General features: G+C 60.8%; 22 protein-coding genes. 11 read left to right on the plus strand and 11 right to left on the minus strand.

What is annotated here, in order from left to right; all coding sequences use genetic code 11:
* Together QNJ86_RS03025 and QNJ86_RS03030 are read left to right on the plus strand one after the other, a co-directional pair.
* Nucleotides 1–382: hypothetical protein (locus QNJ86_RS03025; RefSeq protein ID WP_283831106.1), on the plus strand; the 382-nt coding region annotated here is incomplete at its 5' end.
* 145 nt (nucleotides 383–527) lie between these two features.
* Complete coding sequence (locus QNJ86_RS03030; RefSeq protein WP_283831107.1) at nucleotides 528–1,553, plus strand: FAD:protein FMN transferase; 1,026 nt, start codon at nucleotides 528–530, stop codon at nucleotides 1,551–1,553.
* A gap of 107 nt (nucleotides 1,554–1,660) precedes the next feature.
* On the opposite strand, the gene QNJ86_RS03035 is transcribed toward QNJ86_RS03030, so the two are convergent.
* The 6 genes from QNJ86_RS03035 to metG all read right to left on the minus strand — a co-directional run bounded on the left by QNJ86_RS03035 (nucleotide 1,661) and on the right by metG (nucleotide 6,586).
* On the minus strand, nucleotides 1,661–2,002 hold the full coding sequence (locus QNJ86_RS03035) for a Veg family protein (protein ID WP_283831108.1): 342 nt from the start codon (nucleotides 2,000–2,002) through the stop codon (nucleotides 1,661–1,663).
* Between the two features lie 177 nt (nucleotides 2,003–2,179).
* The gene (gene rsmA, locus QNJ86_RS03040; RefSeq protein ID WP_283831109.1) at nucleotides 2,180–3,076 is read right to left on the minus strand and encodes a 16S rRNA (adenine(1518)-N(6)/adenine(1519)-N(6))-dimethyltransferase RsmA; all 897 of its coding nucleotides are present in this window, start codon (nucleotides 3,074–3,076) and stop codon (nucleotides 2,180–2,182) included.
* Nucleotides 3,069–3,905 carry a flavodoxin family protein gene (locus tag QNJ86_RS03045; protein WP_283831110.1) on the minus strand — a complete coding sequence of 279 codons (837 nt, stop codon included), beginning with the start codon at nucleotides 3,903–3,905 and terminating at the stop codon, nucleotides 3,069–3,071. The genes rsmA and QNJ86_RS03045 overlap by 8 nt, the downstream gene beginning before the upstream one ends.
* Before the next feature lie 15 nt (nucleotides 3,906–3,920).
* Nucleotides 3,921–4,667 (minus strand): TatD family hydrolase, encoded by a 747-nt coding sequence (locus tag QNJ86_RS03050; protein ID WP_283831111.1) that lies wholly within the window; start codon nucleotides 4,665–4,667, stop codon nucleotides 3,921–3,923.
* 18 nt (nucleotides 4,668–4,685) lie between these two features.
* Entirely contained in the window at nucleotides 4,686–4,982 is a 297-nt protein-coding gene (locus tag QNJ86_RS03055; protein WP_283831113.1) for a nitrate ABC transporter substrate-binding protein, read from the minus strand.
* Nucleotides 4,983–4,996: 14 nt separating this feature from the next.
* Nucleotides 4,997–6,586 carry a methionine--tRNA ligase gene (metG, locus tag QNJ86_RS03060; RefSeq protein ID WP_283831114.1) on the minus strand — a complete coding sequence of 530 codons (1,590 nt, stop codon included), beginning with the start codon at nucleotides 6,584–6,586 and terminating at the stop codon, nucleotides 4,997–4,999.
* Nucleotides 6,587–6,879: 293 nt separating this feature from the next.
* Between metG and QNJ86_RS03065 the strand changes: the two genes are divergently transcribed.
* Nucleotides 6,880–7,143 carry a type II toxin-antitoxin system prevent-host-death family antitoxin gene (locus QNJ86_RS03065; protein WP_283831115.1) on the plus strand — a complete coding sequence of 88 codons (264 nt, stop codon included), beginning with the start codon at nucleotides 6,880–6,882 and terminating at the stop codon, nucleotides 7,141–7,143.
* Nucleotides 7,143–7,424, plus strand: coding sequence for a type II toxin-antitoxin system RelE/ParE family toxin (locus tag QNJ86_RS03070; RefSeq protein ID WP_283831117.1), 282 nt, complete (start codon nucleotides 7,143–7,145; stop codon nucleotides 7,422–7,424). The genes QNJ86_RS03065 and QNJ86_RS03070 overlap by 1 nt, the downstream gene beginning before the upstream one ends.
* Nucleotides 7,425–7,852: 428 nt before the next feature.
* Here QNJ86_RS03070 and QNJ86_RS03075 read toward each other — a convergent pair whose 3' ends face one another.
* Nucleotides 7,853–8,104 carry a helix-turn-helix transcriptional regulator gene (locus QNJ86_RS03075; protein WP_283831118.1) on the minus strand — a complete coding sequence of 84 codons (252 nt, stop codon included), beginning with the start codon at nucleotides 8,102–8,104 and terminating at the stop codon, nucleotides 7,853–7,855.
* 9 nt (nucleotides 8,105–8,113) lie between these two features.
* A complete protein-coding gene (locus QNJ86_RS03080) occupies nucleotides 8,114–8,428 on the minus strand; it encodes a DUF6442 family protein (protein ID WP_283831119.1) in 315 nt (104 codons plus the stop codon).
* A gap of 150 nt (nucleotides 8,429–8,578) precedes the next feature.
* On the opposite strand from QNJ86_RS03080, the gene QNJ86_RS03085 reads away from it, so the two are divergent.
* Nucleotides 8,579–9,484 (plus strand): alpha/beta fold hydrolase, encoded by a 906-nt coding sequence (locus QNJ86_RS03085; protein ID WP_283831120.1) that lies wholly within the window; start codon nucleotides 8,579–8,581, stop codon nucleotides 9,482–9,484.
* A 150-nt stretch (nucleotides 9,485–9,634) separates the two neighbouring features.
* Complete coding sequence (locus tag QNJ86_RS03090) at nucleotides 9,635–10,945, plus strand: lipase family protein (protein ID WP_283831121.1); 1,311 nt, start codon at nucleotides 9,635–9,637, stop codon at nucleotides 10,943–10,945.
* A 34-nt stretch (nucleotides 10,946–10,979) separates the two neighbouring features.
* On the opposite strand, the gene QNJ86_RS03095 is transcribed toward QNJ86_RS03090, so the two are convergent.
* From QNJ86_RS03095 to QNJ86_RS03105, 3 genes are read right to left on the minus strand one after another with little or no spacing between them, the layout of a single operon-like run.
* On the minus strand, nucleotides 10,980–11,633 hold the full coding sequence (locus QNJ86_RS03095; protein ID WP_283831122.1) for a M48 family metallopeptidase: 654 nt from the start codon (nucleotides 11,631–11,633) through the stop codon (nucleotides 10,980–10,982).
* A 10-nt stretch (nucleotides 11,634–11,643) separates the two neighbouring features.
* Nucleotides 11,644–12,504 (minus strand): 16S rRNA (cytidine(1402)-2'-O)-methyltransferase, encoded by an 861-nt coding sequence (rsmI, locus tag QNJ86_RS03100; protein WP_283831199.1) that lies wholly within the window; start codon nucleotides 12,502–12,504, stop codon nucleotides 11,644–11,646.
* 20 nt (nucleotides 12,505–12,524) lie between these two features.
* On the minus strand, nucleotides 12,525–12,653 hold the full coding sequence (locus QNJ86_RS03105) for a hypothetical protein (protein ID WP_283831123.1): 129 nt from the start codon (nucleotides 12,651–12,653) through the stop codon (nucleotides 12,525–12,527).
* A gap of 250 nt (nucleotides 12,654–12,903) precedes the next feature.
* Between QNJ86_RS03105 and QNJ86_RS03110 the strand changes: the two genes are divergently transcribed.
* Genes QNJ86_RS03110 through QNJ86_RS03130 form a run of 5 tightly spaced genes read left to right on the plus strand, consistent with a single transcriptional unit; the run spans nucleotide 12,904 to nucleotide 17,949 of the window.
* Nucleotides 12,904–13,719 carry a CheR family methyltransferase gene (locus tag QNJ86_RS03110; RefSeq protein WP_283831124.1) on the plus strand — a complete coding sequence of 272 codons (816 nt, stop codon included), beginning with the start codon at nucleotides 12,904–12,906 and terminating at the stop codon, nucleotides 13,717–13,719.
* Nucleotides 13,716–15,278 carry a methyl-accepting chemotaxis protein gene (locus QNJ86_RS03115; protein WP_283831125.1) on the plus strand — a complete coding sequence of 521 codons (1,563 nt, stop codon included), beginning with the start codon at nucleotides 13,716–13,718 and terminating at the stop codon, nucleotides 15,276–15,278. The genes QNJ86_RS03110 and QNJ86_RS03115 overlap by 4 nt, the downstream gene beginning before the upstream one ends.
* A complete protein-coding gene (locus QNJ86_RS03120) occupies nucleotides 15,275–15,937 on the plus strand; it encodes a GGDEF domain-containing protein (protein ID WP_283831126.1) in 663 nt (220 codons plus the stop codon). Before QNJ86_RS03115 ends, QNJ86_RS03120 begins: the two co-directional genes overlap by 4 nt.
* A gap of 1 nt (nucleotide 15,938) precedes the next feature.
* Nucleotides 15,939–17,474, plus strand: a complete 1,536-nt coding sequence (locus tag QNJ86_RS03125) for a hypothetical protein (RefSeq protein ID WP_283831127.1) — start codon at nucleotides 15,939–15,941, stop codon at nucleotides 17,472–17,474.
* A complete protein-coding gene (locus tag QNJ86_RS03130; protein ID WP_283831128.1) occupies nucleotides 17,467–17,949 on the plus strand; it encodes a CheW domain-containing protein in 483 nt (160 codons plus the stop codon). The genes QNJ86_RS03125 and QNJ86_RS03130 overlap by 8 nt, the downstream gene beginning before the upstream one ends.
* The last annotated feature ends 38 nt before the right edge of the window (nucleotides 17,950–17,987 follow it).

The raw sequence follows: 17,987 nt of genomic DNA on the forward strand, positions 1-17,987 counted from the left end.
CGCCGACGACGAAGCGGACGACGATGACGAGAGCGGTGAAGAAGACGAAGACGCCACCCCCCCCCGCAGCAGGTCGGGACCGTGTCGTGTCATTCATCGATCCGGTAAACCGAAACCTCATCAAAGGGAAAGCGACTCTATCGACATGTCCGTCCAGATCACACCCGAGCACGAACGTTTCGAGCATGCGTATTTGAGCGACACCATAGGCTCCCTCTTCTCGCTGACTACCACACCCGAAGAGACGGTATGCCTGCGCGACGAGCTTTTGCACGCTGTTGCTGAAAGTGCAGCAGCCGCCCGGCAAGCCCTGGCTTCAAACTCCAACCAGGCGTCTCCTTCGGAACATGCCGAAAGCCCTTCTTCGCCACCCCTTCCCTAAGGGCTGAATCTCCCCCATAGCAGCGCGCGCCCTGCCGACACATCGGCAGGGCGCGCTTTCCGCTTCGGGCGTCTATTTTGCTGCTGCGCGCTGCTTCACGCATCACGTGCGCGTTCGGATGTGTGGTGCCGTATACTGTGGAGCCATGAAAACCGCCGGAGAAAATTACGGAATCGAAGATGTCATTCCGCTTGAAGACACGGTCCAAACCCTTGGGCCGGATGAGCGTGGCATGGTGACGGAACTTTTCTACGCGTTCAACACCGTTGTCACGCTGCAGGCGTTTGGCGACGAAGCTGTGTGCCGCGCCGCGTTTGCCGAAGCGCGCGGTGCCTGCCGCACGTTTGAGCGCCGCTACTCGCGCACGCTTCCTCACTCAGACATCGCACGGATCAACGCGGCAGGCGGTGCGCCTGTCGCCATTGCGCGCGACACCGCTGAGCTGTTGCGTGCGGCTCAAGGCTACTGCGCCGACAGCGAGGGGTGCTTTGACATTACGGTGGGACCGCTCGTTCGCCTCTGGGATTTCCACGAGGGCATTGTGCCCACGCAGGCGCGCATCGACGAGGCACTCGCGCATGTGGACTGGCGCGCGCTGCGCGTATGGGAAGAGCCGCTGGGTGCGAACCTGCGCGAAGGTGGGCATGAAGGTGCACCTATGCAGGCGTTTGCCCAGCTGAGCGACCCGGAGGCCGCCGTCGATGTCGGCGGCATCGCGAAAGGGTGGATTGCCGATAGGCTCACCGAACTGCTAGCGGCGCACAGGTTGGACGCGTTCATCGTGAATTTGGGCGGCAATGTGGCAGCCCACGGCCAAAAGCCAGACGGCTCCCCGTGGCGCATTGGACTGCAAGACCCGCACAACAAAGAGGGCGTTGTTGGCTCCGTGGCTGTGCGCAACGCCTCTGCCGTGACCAGCGGTATCTACGAGCGCTACTTCACACACAACGGGCAGCGCTACCACCACATTCTCAACCCGCAAACGGGCTACCCCGCAGACACCGATGCCGCCGGCGCCACCGTGGTTGCGCAGCGCTCCCTCGACGCAGAGGGCTATTCCACCACCCTCCTTGCGCTCGGCATCGAACGCGGCATCGCCTTCGCACGAAAGCACCCAGCCATCCTCGCGGCCTACTTCGTCGACAACGAAGGCACGGTTCACGAGACATAACGGGCCCGTTTATCTTTATTGTATCTAGCCACCGACCCATTCAAACAAACAAAACGGGCACCGCGTGATGTGCGGTGCCCGTTCGTTTAGCGCTATGGCCTTTCGGTTTAAGAAAGCACCGTTTCCTCTTCGAGGCTTTCCTCGAGGGGGGCCTGGTCGGCCAGGGGGTTCTCGGGGACGAAGGGCTCGAACAGGGGCTCGCCGTTCTGCGACAGCTCAACCATGCCCGTGAGAACATCGACGTACTGGTAGGACTGACGGGCGGTGCGTCCGCGCTTGCGGTCGACCTCCATGATGAACAGCTGGGGGTGCACCTGCATGAGAACGCCTTCGCTCTCGACAATTTTCGAGCGTCCCATGTTGGCGCGCACTTTCAGGCGTTGACCGACGAAGTCGTCTAACGTATCATGGATGGAGTCGACGATTTTTGCTTGTTTCGCTAAATCCATGCTCACTCTTTCTCGCGTGTGCCGTTATACAGAAATCACAAAGCGGCATTATACCACCTCGGTCAAGTCTCTACAGAATCTGCACGGATATGTTACTTTTCGCTAACCATAAGTCGGTGGCAGGTTATTCGGCGTGTGTTTGAGGTAGAGCGTGGCGAAGAGAACGCGGCGGGTTTCCTAGCTTTCGAATGCGCTCAGGGCACGGCCAAGGCAAATGAATTCCTCGAGGTTGAGCGTTTCCCCCCGACGTGTGGGGTCGATGCCTGCTTGTTCGAAGAGCCGGGGCAGTTCAGCGGCAATGCGCGCGCCCTCTGCGCCGCGAGCGGCAAAGTACGTCTTGCAGGAATTCGACAGCGTCTTGCGGCGGTTCGCGAAACCTGCCTCGGCCATACGACAGGTGGCTTGCATCTCTTCGGGAGAAAGCGGCGTACCCGCATCGTCCCAGGCAGCACGCCTGTTGAGGCGCAACACGGCACTTTCCACACGCGGCGGCGGGAAGAAGTTGCCGGGACCCACGGCGAAACGACCAGCAGGTTCAGCAAACAGGCGCAACTTCACCGTATAGGCGCCGTAGTTCTTGGAACCGGGCGTTGCCGCCATGCGATCGGCCACCTCTTTTTGCACCATGACCGTCGCGCTGGTAATACTGGGGAAGTGTTCGAAGTAATCGAGCACCACGGTGGCAGCCACGGCGTAGGGCAGGTTGGCCACCAACTTAGTAGGCTCATACGGAAGGTCAGCGGTCGTCAAATCAAGCGCATCTTTTTCAACGAGCGTGAAGCGGTCGGCCCATGGCGTAAGCGTTTCAGCAAGCACGGCGGGCAGATCGGGGTCGCGCTCAACCGAGGTCACCTGGCTCACATGCTTAAGCAGCGCAACGGTGAGCGTGCCAATACCCGGACCCACTTCCAGCACACGGTCGGTGGGACCCGCTTCCGCCAGCGCAACAATCTTTTGCAGAATGGCATCGTTGATCAGGAAGTTTTGCCCGAGCGAATACTTCGTCGTGAGGCCATGCGCCTCCAGCACTGCGCGTGTGGCAGTGGGGCTTGCGAGAGGCGAAAGCTTATCCACGGCGCTTGCCGTTCCGCTTCGCGCCGCTCGCACCAGAATTTTTGTTGGAGCGCCCCTGCTTGGAGCTGCCGCCCTGCTGCGTGCCTCCCTGTCGGGGACGACTCTCCCCCTTCGCCGGAGACGAAGACGGCTTGTTTGTCTTGTGTCCCTTCGCGGCTTTGCCCCCGGGAGACACGCTCAGCACAGGGCGCGACGAAGCGGCCGATGCCTGCTCAGGAACCTCATCGCGCGAACGCGCTGGCGTCTCGCTACTGCCCGCATCGCGGCTATCTGCTTCCCCCAACAGGTGTTCCTCAGCCTCGGCCACGATCTCGCCGTCTTCGTCAATCTTGCCGACCCAGTCCAGCACGCGTTCAAGTTGAAAGCCCGCGCCGGCCAGCGCCGAGCGCACGATGCCTACCAGGGGGTCGAAGCCGTGCGGATCGCCGCCTTCGCCCACCACGTGCAGCGTGGCTGGGCGCTTGGGACGCGTGCGCGCTGGCGTCCAAAAATACGGCTGCAGACGATCGAGGAGGGCTTTCAGCTGCGCCGGAGGCCCGGCGAAGTACACCGGCGACACCACTACCAGCTCATCCGCAGCGTCAATCAGTTCGTACACGTCCGCCATATCGTCATCAATGGCACAGCGGCCGGGTTCGCCCTCCGCCGGCGCCTCGCTATAACGACAGGAATCGCAACCCGAACAGGGCTGCACCTCCAGCATGGACACCGGCGCAAGCGCCACCTCATCAGCGGGATACTCTTCGATGCAGGCCTCAAACAGCATATCAGCCAGAGCTGCACTTCGGCCGTTTGGGCGCGGGGATCCCACAATGATCAGGCGATTCATATCGGTTACTACTCCTTATAGTTCGTCGGTGGCCGCGTCAGGAACCGCATCAGCAGCACCGCACGGTGACTCGTCACCCTGAACGGCATCAAACGCCGCCGCGTAAAACGACGCAGCGGCCTCGCGCTGCCAGGCCGTCGGCTCGCGATCCAGCAAATCACGCGCGTTCCCCCTGATCGTACGCAGGAAGTCGGCGCGTTCCACACCCGGAGCACACCCGCGCACCTCGGCCAGCCGCTCAGCCGTGAACACCACGTGCTCGGGCCCGCACATCATTCCCCGCAACGGCTCAGGCGTCATGTAGGGCGCATCCGTCTCGGTGAGCAGGCGATTCAGCGGCACCTGCCTAGCCGCCTCGCGCGTCTCATCGGCTTTCTTAAAGGTGAGCGGCCCGCCAAATGCCACGTAGCAACCAGCCTCCACCCACGGCTCCAGCGTCTCCCAATCCAGGTTGAAGCAGTGCAGCAGCGTACCCGCCTCCGGCCATCCCTCTTCGCGCATAATGGCCAGCGCCTCGTCATGCGCCTCACGCACATGCAGAATCACCGGCATCCCACACTCTTTTGCCACCTGCAGCTGACGGCGAAACGCCCGACGCTGATCGTCACGCGGCGAGAAGTCGTAATGAAAGTCCAGCCCAATCTCACCCACCGCTGCCACGCGCGAGTCGGCCAGCCGCTCGCGCAGCGTAGCTTCAAGCGCGTCGTCGTAGTGCTTGGCGTTATGCGGGTGACACCCCGTTGCAATGCGAACCCGCGGCACGCGCGGGCAGGGCGTTCCTCAACACCGATGAACAAGCTGACCGATGTTCACTCCGGCCGCGTGTTCCCACTCCCCTAGCTGGTCAAACGTGACCGCGCCATCTTCGTACACATCCGAAATGGTGCACACGAACACCACGCCATTCGCCGCCGCTCGAGCCAGCGACAGCGCCGGATCGGGCAAAAGCTGCAGGTGCGTGTGCGTGTCAGCCACGGGCGCCTCCAACGTGGGCGCGTCCACGATGTCCCACTTGTCGTGCTTGCGCTTGCGGTGGAATAGGGTGTCGCGAAAAACCGGCTCGTCGAATGAGGGCATGACAGGCTACCTCTCTATTCCATGCTGAGGTCCACCGCGTCCATGTCCAGGCGCGGGAACAGGGGGTCGCCAATTTCCACCTGGTTGCCGGAGGGCAGCTGGCCCCAAGCGGTAGCAGCCTCGATGTCGGCCACGTCCGTCACCGCACCCAGGCTCAGACGGCGGAACACCTCGGCCGACGTGTTGGGCATGAGCGGTGCCATATACAGCGCGATAATGCGGATGGCCTCAAGCGCGTTATAGATAACTTCGGCCAGTTCCCCTGCCGTTTCCTCGCTCTTCGCGAGGTTCCACGGGGCGCTTTCCTCAACGTACAGGTTCACGCGACTGGCCAACTTCTGCACCGCAGCGGCCGCGCGCGTGAAGTCGGCGGCACTCAGGGCGGCATCGTATTCCGCATACAGCTCGTCGGAAATGGCGCGCAGCGGGTTCTCCTTCGCCAGCACGTCGGCGGGCACCTCCGGCACCTGCGAGTCGAAGTACTTCTTCGTCATGTTGAACACGCGGCTGCACAGGTTTCCCCAGGTGTTGGCCAAGTCGGCATTGTACACCTGCACCATGCGCTCCAGCGAGATGGAGCCGTCCGCGCCAAACTGCACGTCGCTCATAAAGTAGTACCGATACGCGTCCACACCGAACACGCGCACGAGGTCGGCGGGCTTGAGCGCATTGCCCTTCGACTTCGACATTTTCTCGCCCTTGGTGAGCAAGAAGCCGTGGCCGAACACAGTGTGCGTGATGGGCATCCCCGCCGCCATGAGCATGGCCGGCCAGATGACGCAGTGGAAGCGTGTGATGTCCTTGCCCACAAAGTGGTACTGCATGGGCCAACGGCGGTCGAACTCGCCGGCGCGTTCGCCCTCGTCAGCGTAGCCGATGCCCGTGAGGTAGGCCAACAGTGCGTCGGCCCACACGTAGGCCACATGGCCCTCGTCAAACGGCAGCGGCACGCCCCAGTCGAAGGTGGAGCGGCTGATGGAGAGGTCCTTCAGGCCGCTTTTTACGAACGAGACGATTTCGTTCTTGCGCGTCTCGGGGCGGATGAACTCAGGGTTCTCCTCGTAGAACTTCAGCAGTGGCTCCTGGAACTCGGACAGTTTGAAGAACCAGTTTTCTTCGCCGCCGGCCTTCTGAACAGGGCGCTTGCAGTCGGGGCACACGAGTTCGCCCTCGTCATTCTTTTCGAGGTCGCTTTCGGCGTAGTAAGTTTCCTCATGCACGCAGTACCAGCCTTCGTAGCTGCCCTTGTAGCACCAGCCCTTGTCGTACAGGTCCTGCCAGAACTTCCGCACGGAGCGCGCGTGGCGCGGCTCGGTGGTGCGCACGAAATCGGTATAGGTGATGCCGAGCATGTCCCACGCTTCGCGGAACGCCGGCTCCATGGAGTCGCACCAGTCCTGCGGCGTCATGCCTTTGTCGGCCGCCGTGTCGGCCACCTTCTGGCCGTGCTCGTCCATGCCCGTGACGAACGCGACGTCGTAACCGTTCATGCGCTGGTAGCGCGCCACGGTGTCGGCCGCGATGGTGGTGTAGGCGGTACCCAGGTGCGGGGCCGCATTGACGTAGTAGATGGGCGTGGTGAACGAGTAAGTTCCCTTTGACATGGTGCTTTCCTTTGCTCGGGGCCGCGGAGCGAATGGTGCGCCGTCGACCAATGGGGCGCGACTCGCGGATGATACGGCGCGCAACAGTAACCCGCCCATTCTACCACTCCCCCACCCCCACAAACCCCCCACCACCCCCGTCCGCGAATGTTCCACGGGTGACAGCACCACGAACTTTGCCACCATGCTGGACGCTTCGTGAACGCTTGCAATAAAGCTATTTCTTACGCTCTATTAACGTACATATTTATAGCGCTTTTATGGTACACTACGGTCGAAAGAAAGGAGTACGCATGACTATGAACACTGTGAGTGTAGCGGAGGCACGTGCCAACTTTTCGAAAATCGGTGAAGCCATCAACCGGACCGGAAATCCTGTCACGGTATTCAAACACTCGAAACCCTACCTTGTCATCATGCCCGCCGCACACAAAGAGCCAAACGCCGAAACCCGCGCAGCAATGGCAGATGCAGAACAAATCATTTCCGACCCCAACCGCTCTCACTATTCTTCCTTCGAAGATCTCATGGCAGCGCTCGACAACGAGGAAGACTAATGCTTGATGCGGACTTCACGCCAGCATTCAACCGAGACCGAAAGAAATGCAAGAAAAAGCATTGGGATGGGAGCGGGCTCAACGAAGCAATCAAGGCAGTGATGGAGTCTGACACGCAAGCAATTCCAAGCCGCTTCAACGACCACGCGCTTTCGGGGAACATGCAGGGCTATCGCGAACTCCATGTGGGAGGCCGCAAAAGCGACTGGCTCCTCATCTATAAAGTAGAGGGAAACGTAGCCGTATTCGTCCGAAGCGGAACCCACGACGAATTGTACTGACACTATTGAAAGCCGTAACAAAAAGTTACCTTTACAGGTACCTGCCTTTCCGCAAACAAAAGTGTGACGCGCTTTCGCGCTAGCTAATACGCCATGAGTTTTCTCGCATTCCTTACCTTACGACGCGGGCTGACTTGGAGGCGAGATCTTACAAGAGGTATAACCTCCGTAGGAGCGTTCCCCAGAGCGCGCCTTTCGCGCGAAGTGCAAAACGCAGGTCAAGGTTGATTTCTCCGCCTTCGGCGGAGAGGGCGCTTCGTGAAGCGCCCCTACGAAGGTTACCTTTTTAGTTAGGTTTATTGTACATGGAAAAGCCCTCGTCATAGTGGTAGGGAGGGCGACCATCTCTTGGCATATTTGCCAGCGCGAAGCGCGTCACACTTTTGTGAAGCGGGACTTTTGTGACAGTCCCGTTGTGATTCAATTTTTCACTCGAAATAAAAAAGGTCTTCGAATTTTTTGTCGAGGGCTATGCAGAGGACGAGGGCTAACTTTGCGGTGGGATTGAACAGGCCTGTTTCTATGGATGAGATGGTTTGGCGCGACACACCTACCAGGCGGGCCAGTTCTGTTTGGGAAAGTCCTGCTTCGGCGCGAGCGGCTTTGAGGCGGTTCTTCAGCTCAAGCTCGCCATCGTTGTCGTGCACGTTATCGAAGCCAAATGAGGGCATCTTTATCATGGCGCGGCCTTACATCGTTGCCATAATATAGTTGACAGCAAAGGTGATGGCACCAAACGCGGCCAGTGCGCCGAAGAACAGGCCGCTCTTCATACGGTACTGGTAGAACTGCCAAAAGCCCATGGCCGCAACGCCCGACAGCATGATGGCACCGCCCTGGCTGGTATCGAGGCCGCGAAAGAGATTCCAAAGAAACAGCACCAGCCACATGCCCAGCATCGCAGCGATAAACACTGTGCTCTGGCGCTGATTAAGAATGCGGAAGCGCTCGTCAACCACCTGATTGTCCTTACGATTCTTCTCGAGGATCTCATTCTTGTCCATACCCAACCCCCTTCGTGTGCCAAGTTTTCTTGTCATAGTGCCAAGTATACTTGGCATTCTCGGGAAACACAAGGGGTGCGGGATGGCGACGGGGTGGTGTGGGGTGAACATGGGGAGCCTTGGTGAAGGGGAACCTGGTATCATCGGAGTATGAAACACATCGACGACAGAGCGAACGAAGCCTCAACATCCAAGAGCGCAGCATCTAAGTATGCATCGTCCAATGGTGTGGCACCCGACGCCGCTGCTTCCCCCGCTTCCGCCCCCGCGCAGCCGCGGCGGCGGTGGCCGCGGCGGGTGGCCATCGTGCTCACTACCTTGGCTGTGCTCCTGTTCGTGTGCGCGGCAGCGTTTCTCGTGTACGCGAGCGACTACTACCACGCTGGCACGTCCGCACAGGCCGCGCTCACTTCCACACCAGAAATTCCCGTCGCCCAGGGCGACGGCTTCGTGGCATTCGGCGACCCGGACGCCTCCGCCGGCATCGTGCTGTACCCGGGCGCCAAGGTTGAATACACCGCCTATGCCCCGCTTGCTCGCGAACTGGCCAAACAGGGCTACTTCACCGTTATCACGGAGATGCCCTTCAACTTCGCGTTCTTCGGCATTGACGCGGCCGACCGCGTGCGAGACGCGTATCCCCAGGTGAAAAGCTGGTGGGTGGGCGGCCATTCCCTCGGTGGCTCCATGGCGGCGCAGTACGCGGCCACCCATGCAAGCGACCCCGCGCTGGCGGGCCTCGTGCTTTTGGGCGCGTACACCGCAAGCGATCTTTCGGCCACCGACCTGGGCATCATCTCCGTATATGGCTCGAACGACCAGGTGCTCAACCGCAGCAAGATGGCGGACAGCGCACCCCTCCTTCCCCCCGACGCGCGCACGGTAGAAATTCCCGGTGGCAACCACGCCCTCTTCGGTGATTACGGCGCCCAAAGCGGCGACGGCGTGGCCACCATCACCCACACCGACCAGCAGCTAAAAACCGCCAGCATCGTCGACGCCTACCTCACCGCGCGCGAAAACCCGAACCCCACCGCCCTTCCTGCGGCGGCGTAAGAATACGGCCGCCTTGCCGCCCGTGCCATTTCTCACCATCTCATGACACCTAATCTTAAGGAATATGTTGGTTCGCCAACGCACGGACGCCACCGCGCTACGCCCCCTATACTAACCAGCAGCAATGGCCGTAGGAAAAAGGAGCATGGGATGACGAAACCGTCTCGCCCGATCGCCGTCGTCGCGGCTTCGTGCGCGGCGTTCCTCCTGGTAACGCTCTTCTTCATTCAGGTGCGCTTCATCGCAGGCACGCTCAACCTGCTTCCCCTTCCGCACGCCACGGCAGAAGCTGCCGAAAACCCTCTTACAACCAGCACTAACGGCAACACCGTGCAGGCCGAATACTGCAGTGAGGCAATTGCCGCTAACAACTTCGGTAACCCCACCGGACGTACGTCAACCAGCCTCACGCTGAACGATGCCTGGTTCGACACCAGCCCCTATTCCTACAACCACTCCCTGGCCACCAGTTGTGCCGTACTCAGCGCCGTCTGTAACTCGGAATCGCGTTTTTATAGCAGCGACGGCGCTGAGTACCCCTATGCCGAACGCGCGCTGGGGGCGCTCGGCTTCAGCCACGTGCGCACGGAGTCGTACGCGCTGCGCAGTACGGTGGTTGACCAGGTGGGAGCCTTGATGAACGGCACACACAACTCAGCGGCCTACACGTTTGCCCAAAAGCCGCTCGACGCGGCGAACGCCGACACGCTGGTGTTCGTGGGCGTGCGCGGCACGTATGGTGCTGAATGGGTCAGCAACTTTTCCTTCCTTGATCCGTCGGGGGAAGATATTGATCACGCAGGCTACCTCACGGCCGAGCAGGAAGTACTCACGGCGCTGCAAGCCTACCTGAGCGACATCGGCGCAAACCCTGCTCACACGCGCATTCTTATCACCGGTCACAGCCGCGGCGGCGCCATTGCCAACTTGCTGGCCGCCGAACTGGTTGACCGCTCAAGCACATCCCTCGCTCTTGCGCCCGCTGACGGCGTGTATGCCTACACGTTTGCCGCGCCGGGCTCAACCCGCGCCGAAACGCGCGATGCCGCCGCCTACAAAGGCATCTTCAACGTGGTGAACCCCGCCGACCTCGTGCCGCAGCTACCGCTTGCGGCCTGGGGTTATGGTCGCTACGGCACCACGGTGGAACTGCCGAGCGCAACCGACGAGCGCTTCGCCGATTCGTTCGCCACCATGCAGCAGGCGTACTTGGAGAACACGGGGTACCTCGATACGTGCAGCGTCGACACGCTGGCGTCCCTCGATTCGTTTGAAGAGCGCGCGGCGCAAAGCCTGCCGACGGCTGACAGTTTCCTATCTCCGCTTGGCATTGTTGCAGCGGCGGGCGAACTTGCCTACCTCGACTGGGGCGAGGCCCTGGTAGCGCACTATCCCGACACCTATATCGCCTGGATGCAGGCGCTTGATCCTGCGGCACTGTCGTTCGTGCACACCGTGTAGGCGACGAGCGACGAGCGGCACGCGGCACGCGGGCTTAGCGCAGTTTCGCACGCCGCTCGCGCCAGTCGGGCATATAGGTGTCCATGAGATCCTGAAAGCGCGGCCCATGCCCGCGTTCGCGCAGGTGACAGAGCTCATGTACCACCACATACTCCAAGCATTCAGGCGGATACAGCGCTAGGCGCACGTTGATACAGATGCGCCCCGTGGCCGGCTGGCAACTACCCCAACGGCTGGTCATGTTGCGATACGCCAGCTTACCCGCCTTCACGCCCATGATGGGCTCCCACGCTTTCACCAGCACGGGCACGCACGCCTCAACGACGGCACGCCACTCCGCCACCTGGGCGGGGTCGGCAGCGGCCGCTTCGGCACGCGGTGAGGTGGCAATATCTGCGCGCTTCGCGTCAATCCACGCGCGCTTTTGGCGTACAAACGAGGCGGCGGACTGGGCAGATACGTGCGGCGGTGCCGATACCTCCACCGTGCCGTCGGGCGCTTTCACGCGCAGGTTCAGGTTCTTCACGCGCTTGTGCACCAGGCGCACGGGCAAGCCGTCCACCTCTATCTCGCTCACACCCAACACCGTGCCGCGCCCGCGGGCTGAGCGCCGCCGCGCCAACACCTCAACGCGCGCCGCATCCTCGCGCCCGGCAGCCACGCCGCGTTCGCCTCCGCTACCCTTCACCCGAGCCACCTCACACCTGAAGGGCCAGCTCATAGGCCGCATTGCGCGCAATGCCAAACTCGTCAGCCAACGCGCGCGCGATGTCCTTCTTCGACGCACCCGCAGTGCGCAACTCAGCCGCACGCATGCGAGCTGCATCGGCAGCATCCTCGGCCGCAGCAGCATCCTCCGCCGCGTTCGGGCCGTCTACTACCACCACAATCTCGCCCTTCACGCCGCGTCCGTCACCCGCTTCGGCCACGCGCCGCGCAAATTCGTCGCGCACCTCACCCACTGCGCCGCGCACCACTTCCTCGTGCAGCTTCGTGAGCTCGCGACATACCGCCACCTCGCGCTGCGGGAACGCCTCAGCCAGCGCCTCCAGGGCACTTACCAGGCGGTTCGGACTCTCATAAAACACGAGCGCCGCATCCAGTGCGCGCACACTTTCCAGAAGCGCCCTCCGCTCAACATCCTTGCGGGGCAGAAAGCCACCGAAGTAGAAGCGCGGGTTGTCGCACCCGCTCGCCACATATGCCGCGGCCACCGCAGTCGGCCCCGGCAACACTTCCACCGCAGCGCCCGCTTCGCGCGCGGCCCGCACCAGGCGCAAGCCCGGGTCCGACACGCCCGGCATACCCGCATCCGAGCAGTACACCACCACTTCACCATCAAGCACGCGCCCCACAATACCGGCCGCGCGGTCGCCTATGAGCGCCTCATCCAACCGCTCAAGCCGCTTCCCTATCCCAAACGCGGCCAGAAGCCGACCCGTCACGCGCGTGTCCTCCGCGCACACCACATCAGCCGCGCGCAACGCCGTGAGCGCACGCTCGGTTATGTCTCCCAAATTCCCCAAGGGCGTGGGGCATATCACCAGCTTACCGGGCACATTTGCCTCCCCGTATTCACTCATCGTCCGCGCCGCATGAACACAACTGCCACAACTACCGCAATCAGCGCCACCGCAACGAGTGCCACCACCAGAAACAGCACCGGGCTATCCCCCGTGCAGGCCAGGCCACCCTGAACGCCTTCCATATTCGCCTCATCTTCACGTGCCGAACAGTGTATGCTCACATTGTCCGCCATCGCCCTCCCATTGGCAAACCCTCACGCTTTCGCCCGCTCGCCCCTGCCCCTCGCCTTTCGTCCCCGCACCCCCACAAGCGGCACATGAAAACCTTCTCTTTCCTCTTCATTCACAGCGAGTCAGATAAGATAGTGACCGGGGGTGTGCTATCCTGATTCTCGCAGAATAGCCCCTACGTAATAGCACACAAGAGACCCTATGCAGCATATGAGTGATACCGAATTCGAACGAACCTGCACCCTTATCTCCCGTGTGCTCGGACTTGAGATGAGGGCTAAACGTGTTCTGCTTGAATGCCGCCTCACCCGCGAGCGCGAGCGCCTTGAGCTGCCCTCATTTACTGCCTACCTCAACCTCATTGAAAGCGGCGCGAACCCGCGCGCGTTCCAGCGATTTGTCGACCTTGTTACCACCCACTACACCTACTTCATGCGCGAAAGTTCGCAGTTCTCGTTCCTGGAACACGTGGCGTTTCCCGAGCTGGAACAGCGCATTCCCGAGCGCCCGTGGAAAATCCTCTGCGCCGGCTGCTCTACGGGCGAAGAAGCCTACACACTTTCCATGCTTGTGGAAGAGTACAGCCGCTCCCGCAGCCTACCCCCAGTCACCATCCGCGCGATTGACGTGTCCGAACCCGCACTGGAGGCGGCCCGCCGCGGCATCTATTCCGCGTCACACATTGACAAGGTGCCCCTTCTCTGGAAGTCGCTCTACTTTTCTCGCGAAGGGGAGCAATTCCGCGTCGTCCAAAGCATACGCAATCGCATAACGTTCCAAAGCGCGAAGCTGGGCGACGCCAACGCACTCAGAGGATCCTACGACCTCATCATGTGCCGCAATGTACTTATTTACTTCACGCAAGATGCGAAAGAGCGGGCTCTCAATCAGCTCCATCGACACCTTGAGCCGCAGGGTTTTCTCGTGCTCGGCCATGCGGAAATTGCACGAGATCGCGAAAAGTTCACCTACGAAGGCAATTCGATCTATCGAAAGCAGGAGGCATCCATCCGATGAAGCAACGCTTTAAGAATATGAGTATCGGCACTATGATCATGCTGTCCTATGTCGTTGTCATGGTGCTGTTCATCACGTCGGCTGGTGTCGCGTTCTACGCCATCCACTCCAACGCCGCCATGACCAGCGAGTTTTACCAGCGCCCCTTCCAAGTGACGAAGTCGTCCATGCAGTTGCGCAGCGCCATCGAGCAAACCGCCAACTGCCTCGGCCAGCTGGTCGATGAGAGCGCCAGCGCGCAGCAGACCAAAAATCTTGCCGCTATCGAGCAGTACAGCGAAGCGCGCAACCAGGAGTTCGCCTTCATATCCAACACGTTCACCGCCGACCCAGCTCTGCTGGAGCGTTTCTCCGAGGCAAACGACAAGCTGGTCGCCGTCCGCGACAAGGTGCTCACGGCCGTTAAGCAGGGCGATTACGAGCGCGCCTCAAACCTGTACACCGACGATTACCTCCCCCAAAAGGAAACGACGTCCGGCTTGGCGGACGACATTGTGGACACCGCGAATTCCGTCGCCACCACCTTCGTGCAGACCTCTCAGGAACTGGAAATCAAGACGGTGGTCATTGTGGGCGTTGGAGCCCTGATCACGCTTTTGTTGGTGGTTCTCATGTGGCGCGCGCTCGCACGCGCTATCACCAAGCCGACGCTGGCCATGCAGGCAGCCGCCCAGCGCATCGCTCAAGGTGACCTCACGGCTTCCGTCGAATACGAGTCGGAAAACGAACTGGGCGCCGTGGCCGCCTCTATCAACCAAACTGCACGCTCTTTGCACAACACTCTGGACAAGATTGGCGAGGCGGTCGAACAGGTGACGCGCTCGTCGTCACAAATGTCCGACGGCGCGCAATCCATCGCCCAGGGCTCGGCGGAACAGGCCATGTCCATTGAAGAGCTGGCCACGAACGTGCAAAACATCGACCAAGTGGTGAGCGAAAACACCGAAAGCGTGCTGGTGGCCAACAACAGCACCACCGACGTCCTAGCCGCCGTGGCCGACGGAAACGACCATATCACGCGAACCGCGCAGATAATCGACCAGATCAAGCGCAATACCGAGAACATTTCCCAGCTGGCCAACAACATTGAAGACATCTCATTCCAAACCAATATCCTGGCCCTGAACGCCTCGGTTGAGGCGGCGCGCGCAGGAGAAGCCGGGCGCGGGTTCTCCATTGTGGCCGAGGAAATCAGGCGGCTGGCCGCTCAGGTGAGCGACGCATCCAAGGAAGCCGACACGCTCGCCGACCACACCATTTCCGGCATTCAAACCAGCTCGGCCATGATCGACGAAGCCGTGCGCAACATGACGGGCGCGGTGGAGGCCACCGAAAACGTGAAAGCCATGATGTCGAGCATCGCCGAAACCTCCACGCAGCAGCAGGAAGCCGTCGCGCAAATTCGCGAAAGCATGGATAGGCTTTCCGACGTCGTGCAGGAGAACTCGGCCTCCGCCGAAGAGAGCGCCGTTATTGCGGAGGAACTGTCTTCCCAGGCTGAAGAGCTGCAACACCTTATGGATCGGTTCAATCGCGGCGAGGATGAGCACGCCCGATGACCGCCACGCACTCATTCCCCGCATCCGCACACGTCCCCACACCCGCACCCGCGGAGCAGGCGAACTCCTTAGCGCAGCTGCACGAGGAAAACGCGCGCCTGCACAAGGAGAACGCCCGGCTGCGCGAGGAACTAACCTTTTTGCGCGGCCTCGCCTTTCGCGATCAGCTGACCGGCCTCTACAGCCGCCGCTACCTGACCGAGTACCTGGAGCGAGAAATTGAAGAACGGTCGGTCGAAACATCGGTTGTGCTGGCGTTGTGCGACATCGACGACTTCAAAAACATCAACGACGCGCGGGGACATCGCGCAGGTGACATCACCATCGTCTGCATCGCCGACATTCTGGACGACCTCGCTGCAGATCAGCCGGTCATTCGTTGGGGAGGCGAAGAGCTGCTCATCGTGCTGTTCTCCATGGGAACTTCCGAAGCACTGCGTCTGTGCGAGAAAATACGCGCGCAGGTGGCCTCCTACCGCATCAACGATGGCTACGGCGAGTTTTCCTGCACGCTGACGTTTGGCGTGGGTGCATTCGATTCGCAATACACCTTCGCGGAAAATTTCGCCCGCATCGACCGCGCGCTGTACCGCGGAAAAGAAACGGGCAAGAACTGCTGCATCTTAGCGCTCCCCGCCGCCCACGAAGAGGAACGCTAGTATGAGGTATCCCGAGCTCATAGCGCAGGTCACCTTCAAGCCCAACTGCGATTTGGAAAACACCCGCGCCTCGCTTATCATCCGGCGTATCGCGCGTTTGTGCGAGCGGGTGTCGTGCTATCCCAACAATGTTGGCGGCGACACGGGAACCATTTCCTACCTGCGAGACCATGGGCTCTACGTGCGCTTTTGTTCGACCCAGCCCGAACAGGTGCTGCTGACCATCCGCAGTTCGTTCTACGTGGAAACGTGCACCCTCGTACACGACGCGGACGATATTCCGGTGTACGAGGCGCTGTTGTCAACGGCGGACGAGCACTGGACGCACGATGCTACGCGGCCCTCGCCGGCGTTCCAAAGCGGTGACGACAAGCGCAACAGCGAGTTGGTACGCCAGTTGCTTCACTTCGATGACGTGCGACGTCGGCTGCGCGCCTGCGCCTTACGACATCCTGAAGACCGCGAACTTGATGACGTGGCCTTTCTACAGGAAAAGACTGCCGACGAATTGCGCACCCTTGTTGCACGCTCGCGTATGCAGCCGTTCAAGTCAATTACCGCCTCGCTGCAATCCCTTACCACCTCGTATGCCACTCGGTTCAACGTGGAAGCGGAGCTTAAGGTAACCGCCACCGATCTGGAAGTTGACCAGAGCGTTCTCGGTTCGCTTGAAGAAATAATTAAGCGTCTGATCAGGGTTTATATACGTGAAAGCATCGAAAGCCCCGAGGAGCGGCGCGCGGCGGGTAAGCCAGCACGAGCCACCATTCACGTTTCGGTAGAAACCGACGGTGCCACGGTAATCTGTCGGTGCGAACATGATGGGCGCGCCTATCAAGCACAGGTGGCCGGCAAGCTTGCCCAAGAAAGAGGCCTGCTCACGCGCGACCTTTCAACCTACAGCGAAAGTGATATCGGCAGGATTGTTCTTATGCCCCATTTTCTGGCCGACAGCGAGGACCGCTTCGGCACAGCGTTTAAGATGAAGGAAATAAGCTCCATTCTGCACCAAAGCGGCGGGCATGGCAGCATCCGCAACACTGAACACGGAACTGTCGAAGTCTCGCTGTTTTTGCCAGTGCCGTTTATCGCGCTTGATGTGGCGCTTCTGAGATGTGGTACCAACGAGATAGCCATTCCTGCATTTCGGATTGAGCGCTTTGAGCGGTTCTGCGCCGAGCACGTCCACGCGCCGCAAGACAGTACGAGCAAAACGCCAAAGGAGAATAGCTTTAGCTACCAAAGCGAAAACGGTACGAGCTACCCTCTTATCAATGCCGAGAATTCGCCTCTGGGCGCCGCGCGTCCGCGGCTTGTTGGCTTCCTCAGTTGCCGTGAGGGCCATGCCGCCCTACTCATCGACGAAGCCGACGGGTACGAACACGTGGTGGTGCACCCCCTGCCGCGCACGCTTGAACGTGAGGTGACAGGTGTAAACAGCATGGGGTTCGCCCTGCTCGCCGACGGGTCGCCGCGGCTGGTGCTCAACGTGGTGCTGATGATTGCCGCGTTGAAAGGTGGTGTTGTAGATGCGTGATAATGAACGCCGCCTCGCCTGGATCGAAAGCCTTATTGGCGCGAGGCCCAACCTGGTGCCGCGCTCAAACGTGGTAACCGTTTCCTCTGATCACGGGCCGCTTGCCCTTCCTTTTGCCTTCATCGAAGAAATCGTTCCCGGCTCCTCTCTGCGTCCGTTCGCCTTTCTTCCGGCGTGGTTTTGCGGAACGGTAGCCAGGGGAGTTGACCTGTATCCGGTTCTCAACCTGGGAGGCGCACCGCAGGCACGGACGAGTATCGCCCTCGTGAGCCATGACGAGCGCGCTTGCGGCTTTCGTTTTTCTGGTGCGCCGCAGGTCGTTGACCTGGACACCGTGGGTGCCGTGACCAACCTTGCGGAAGGGGAAATCCCTCTGCCGTTTCCGCTGAGTGCTTCCAAGCGCTTCGAGGGGCCAGCGGGACCCACGCTATTGCTTGACGTGCCCGCCACCCTGCGCGCGCTCTGCGAGGCGTAAGACCGACACTCGGCCGTTACCGTTTCGGAACCGTTCGC

The organism is Gordonibacter faecis, from assembly GCF_030077735.1.
GTDB classification, from domain to species: Bacteria; Actinomycetota; Coriobacteriia; order Coriobacteriales; family Eggerthellaceae; genus Gordonibacter; species Gordonibacter faecis.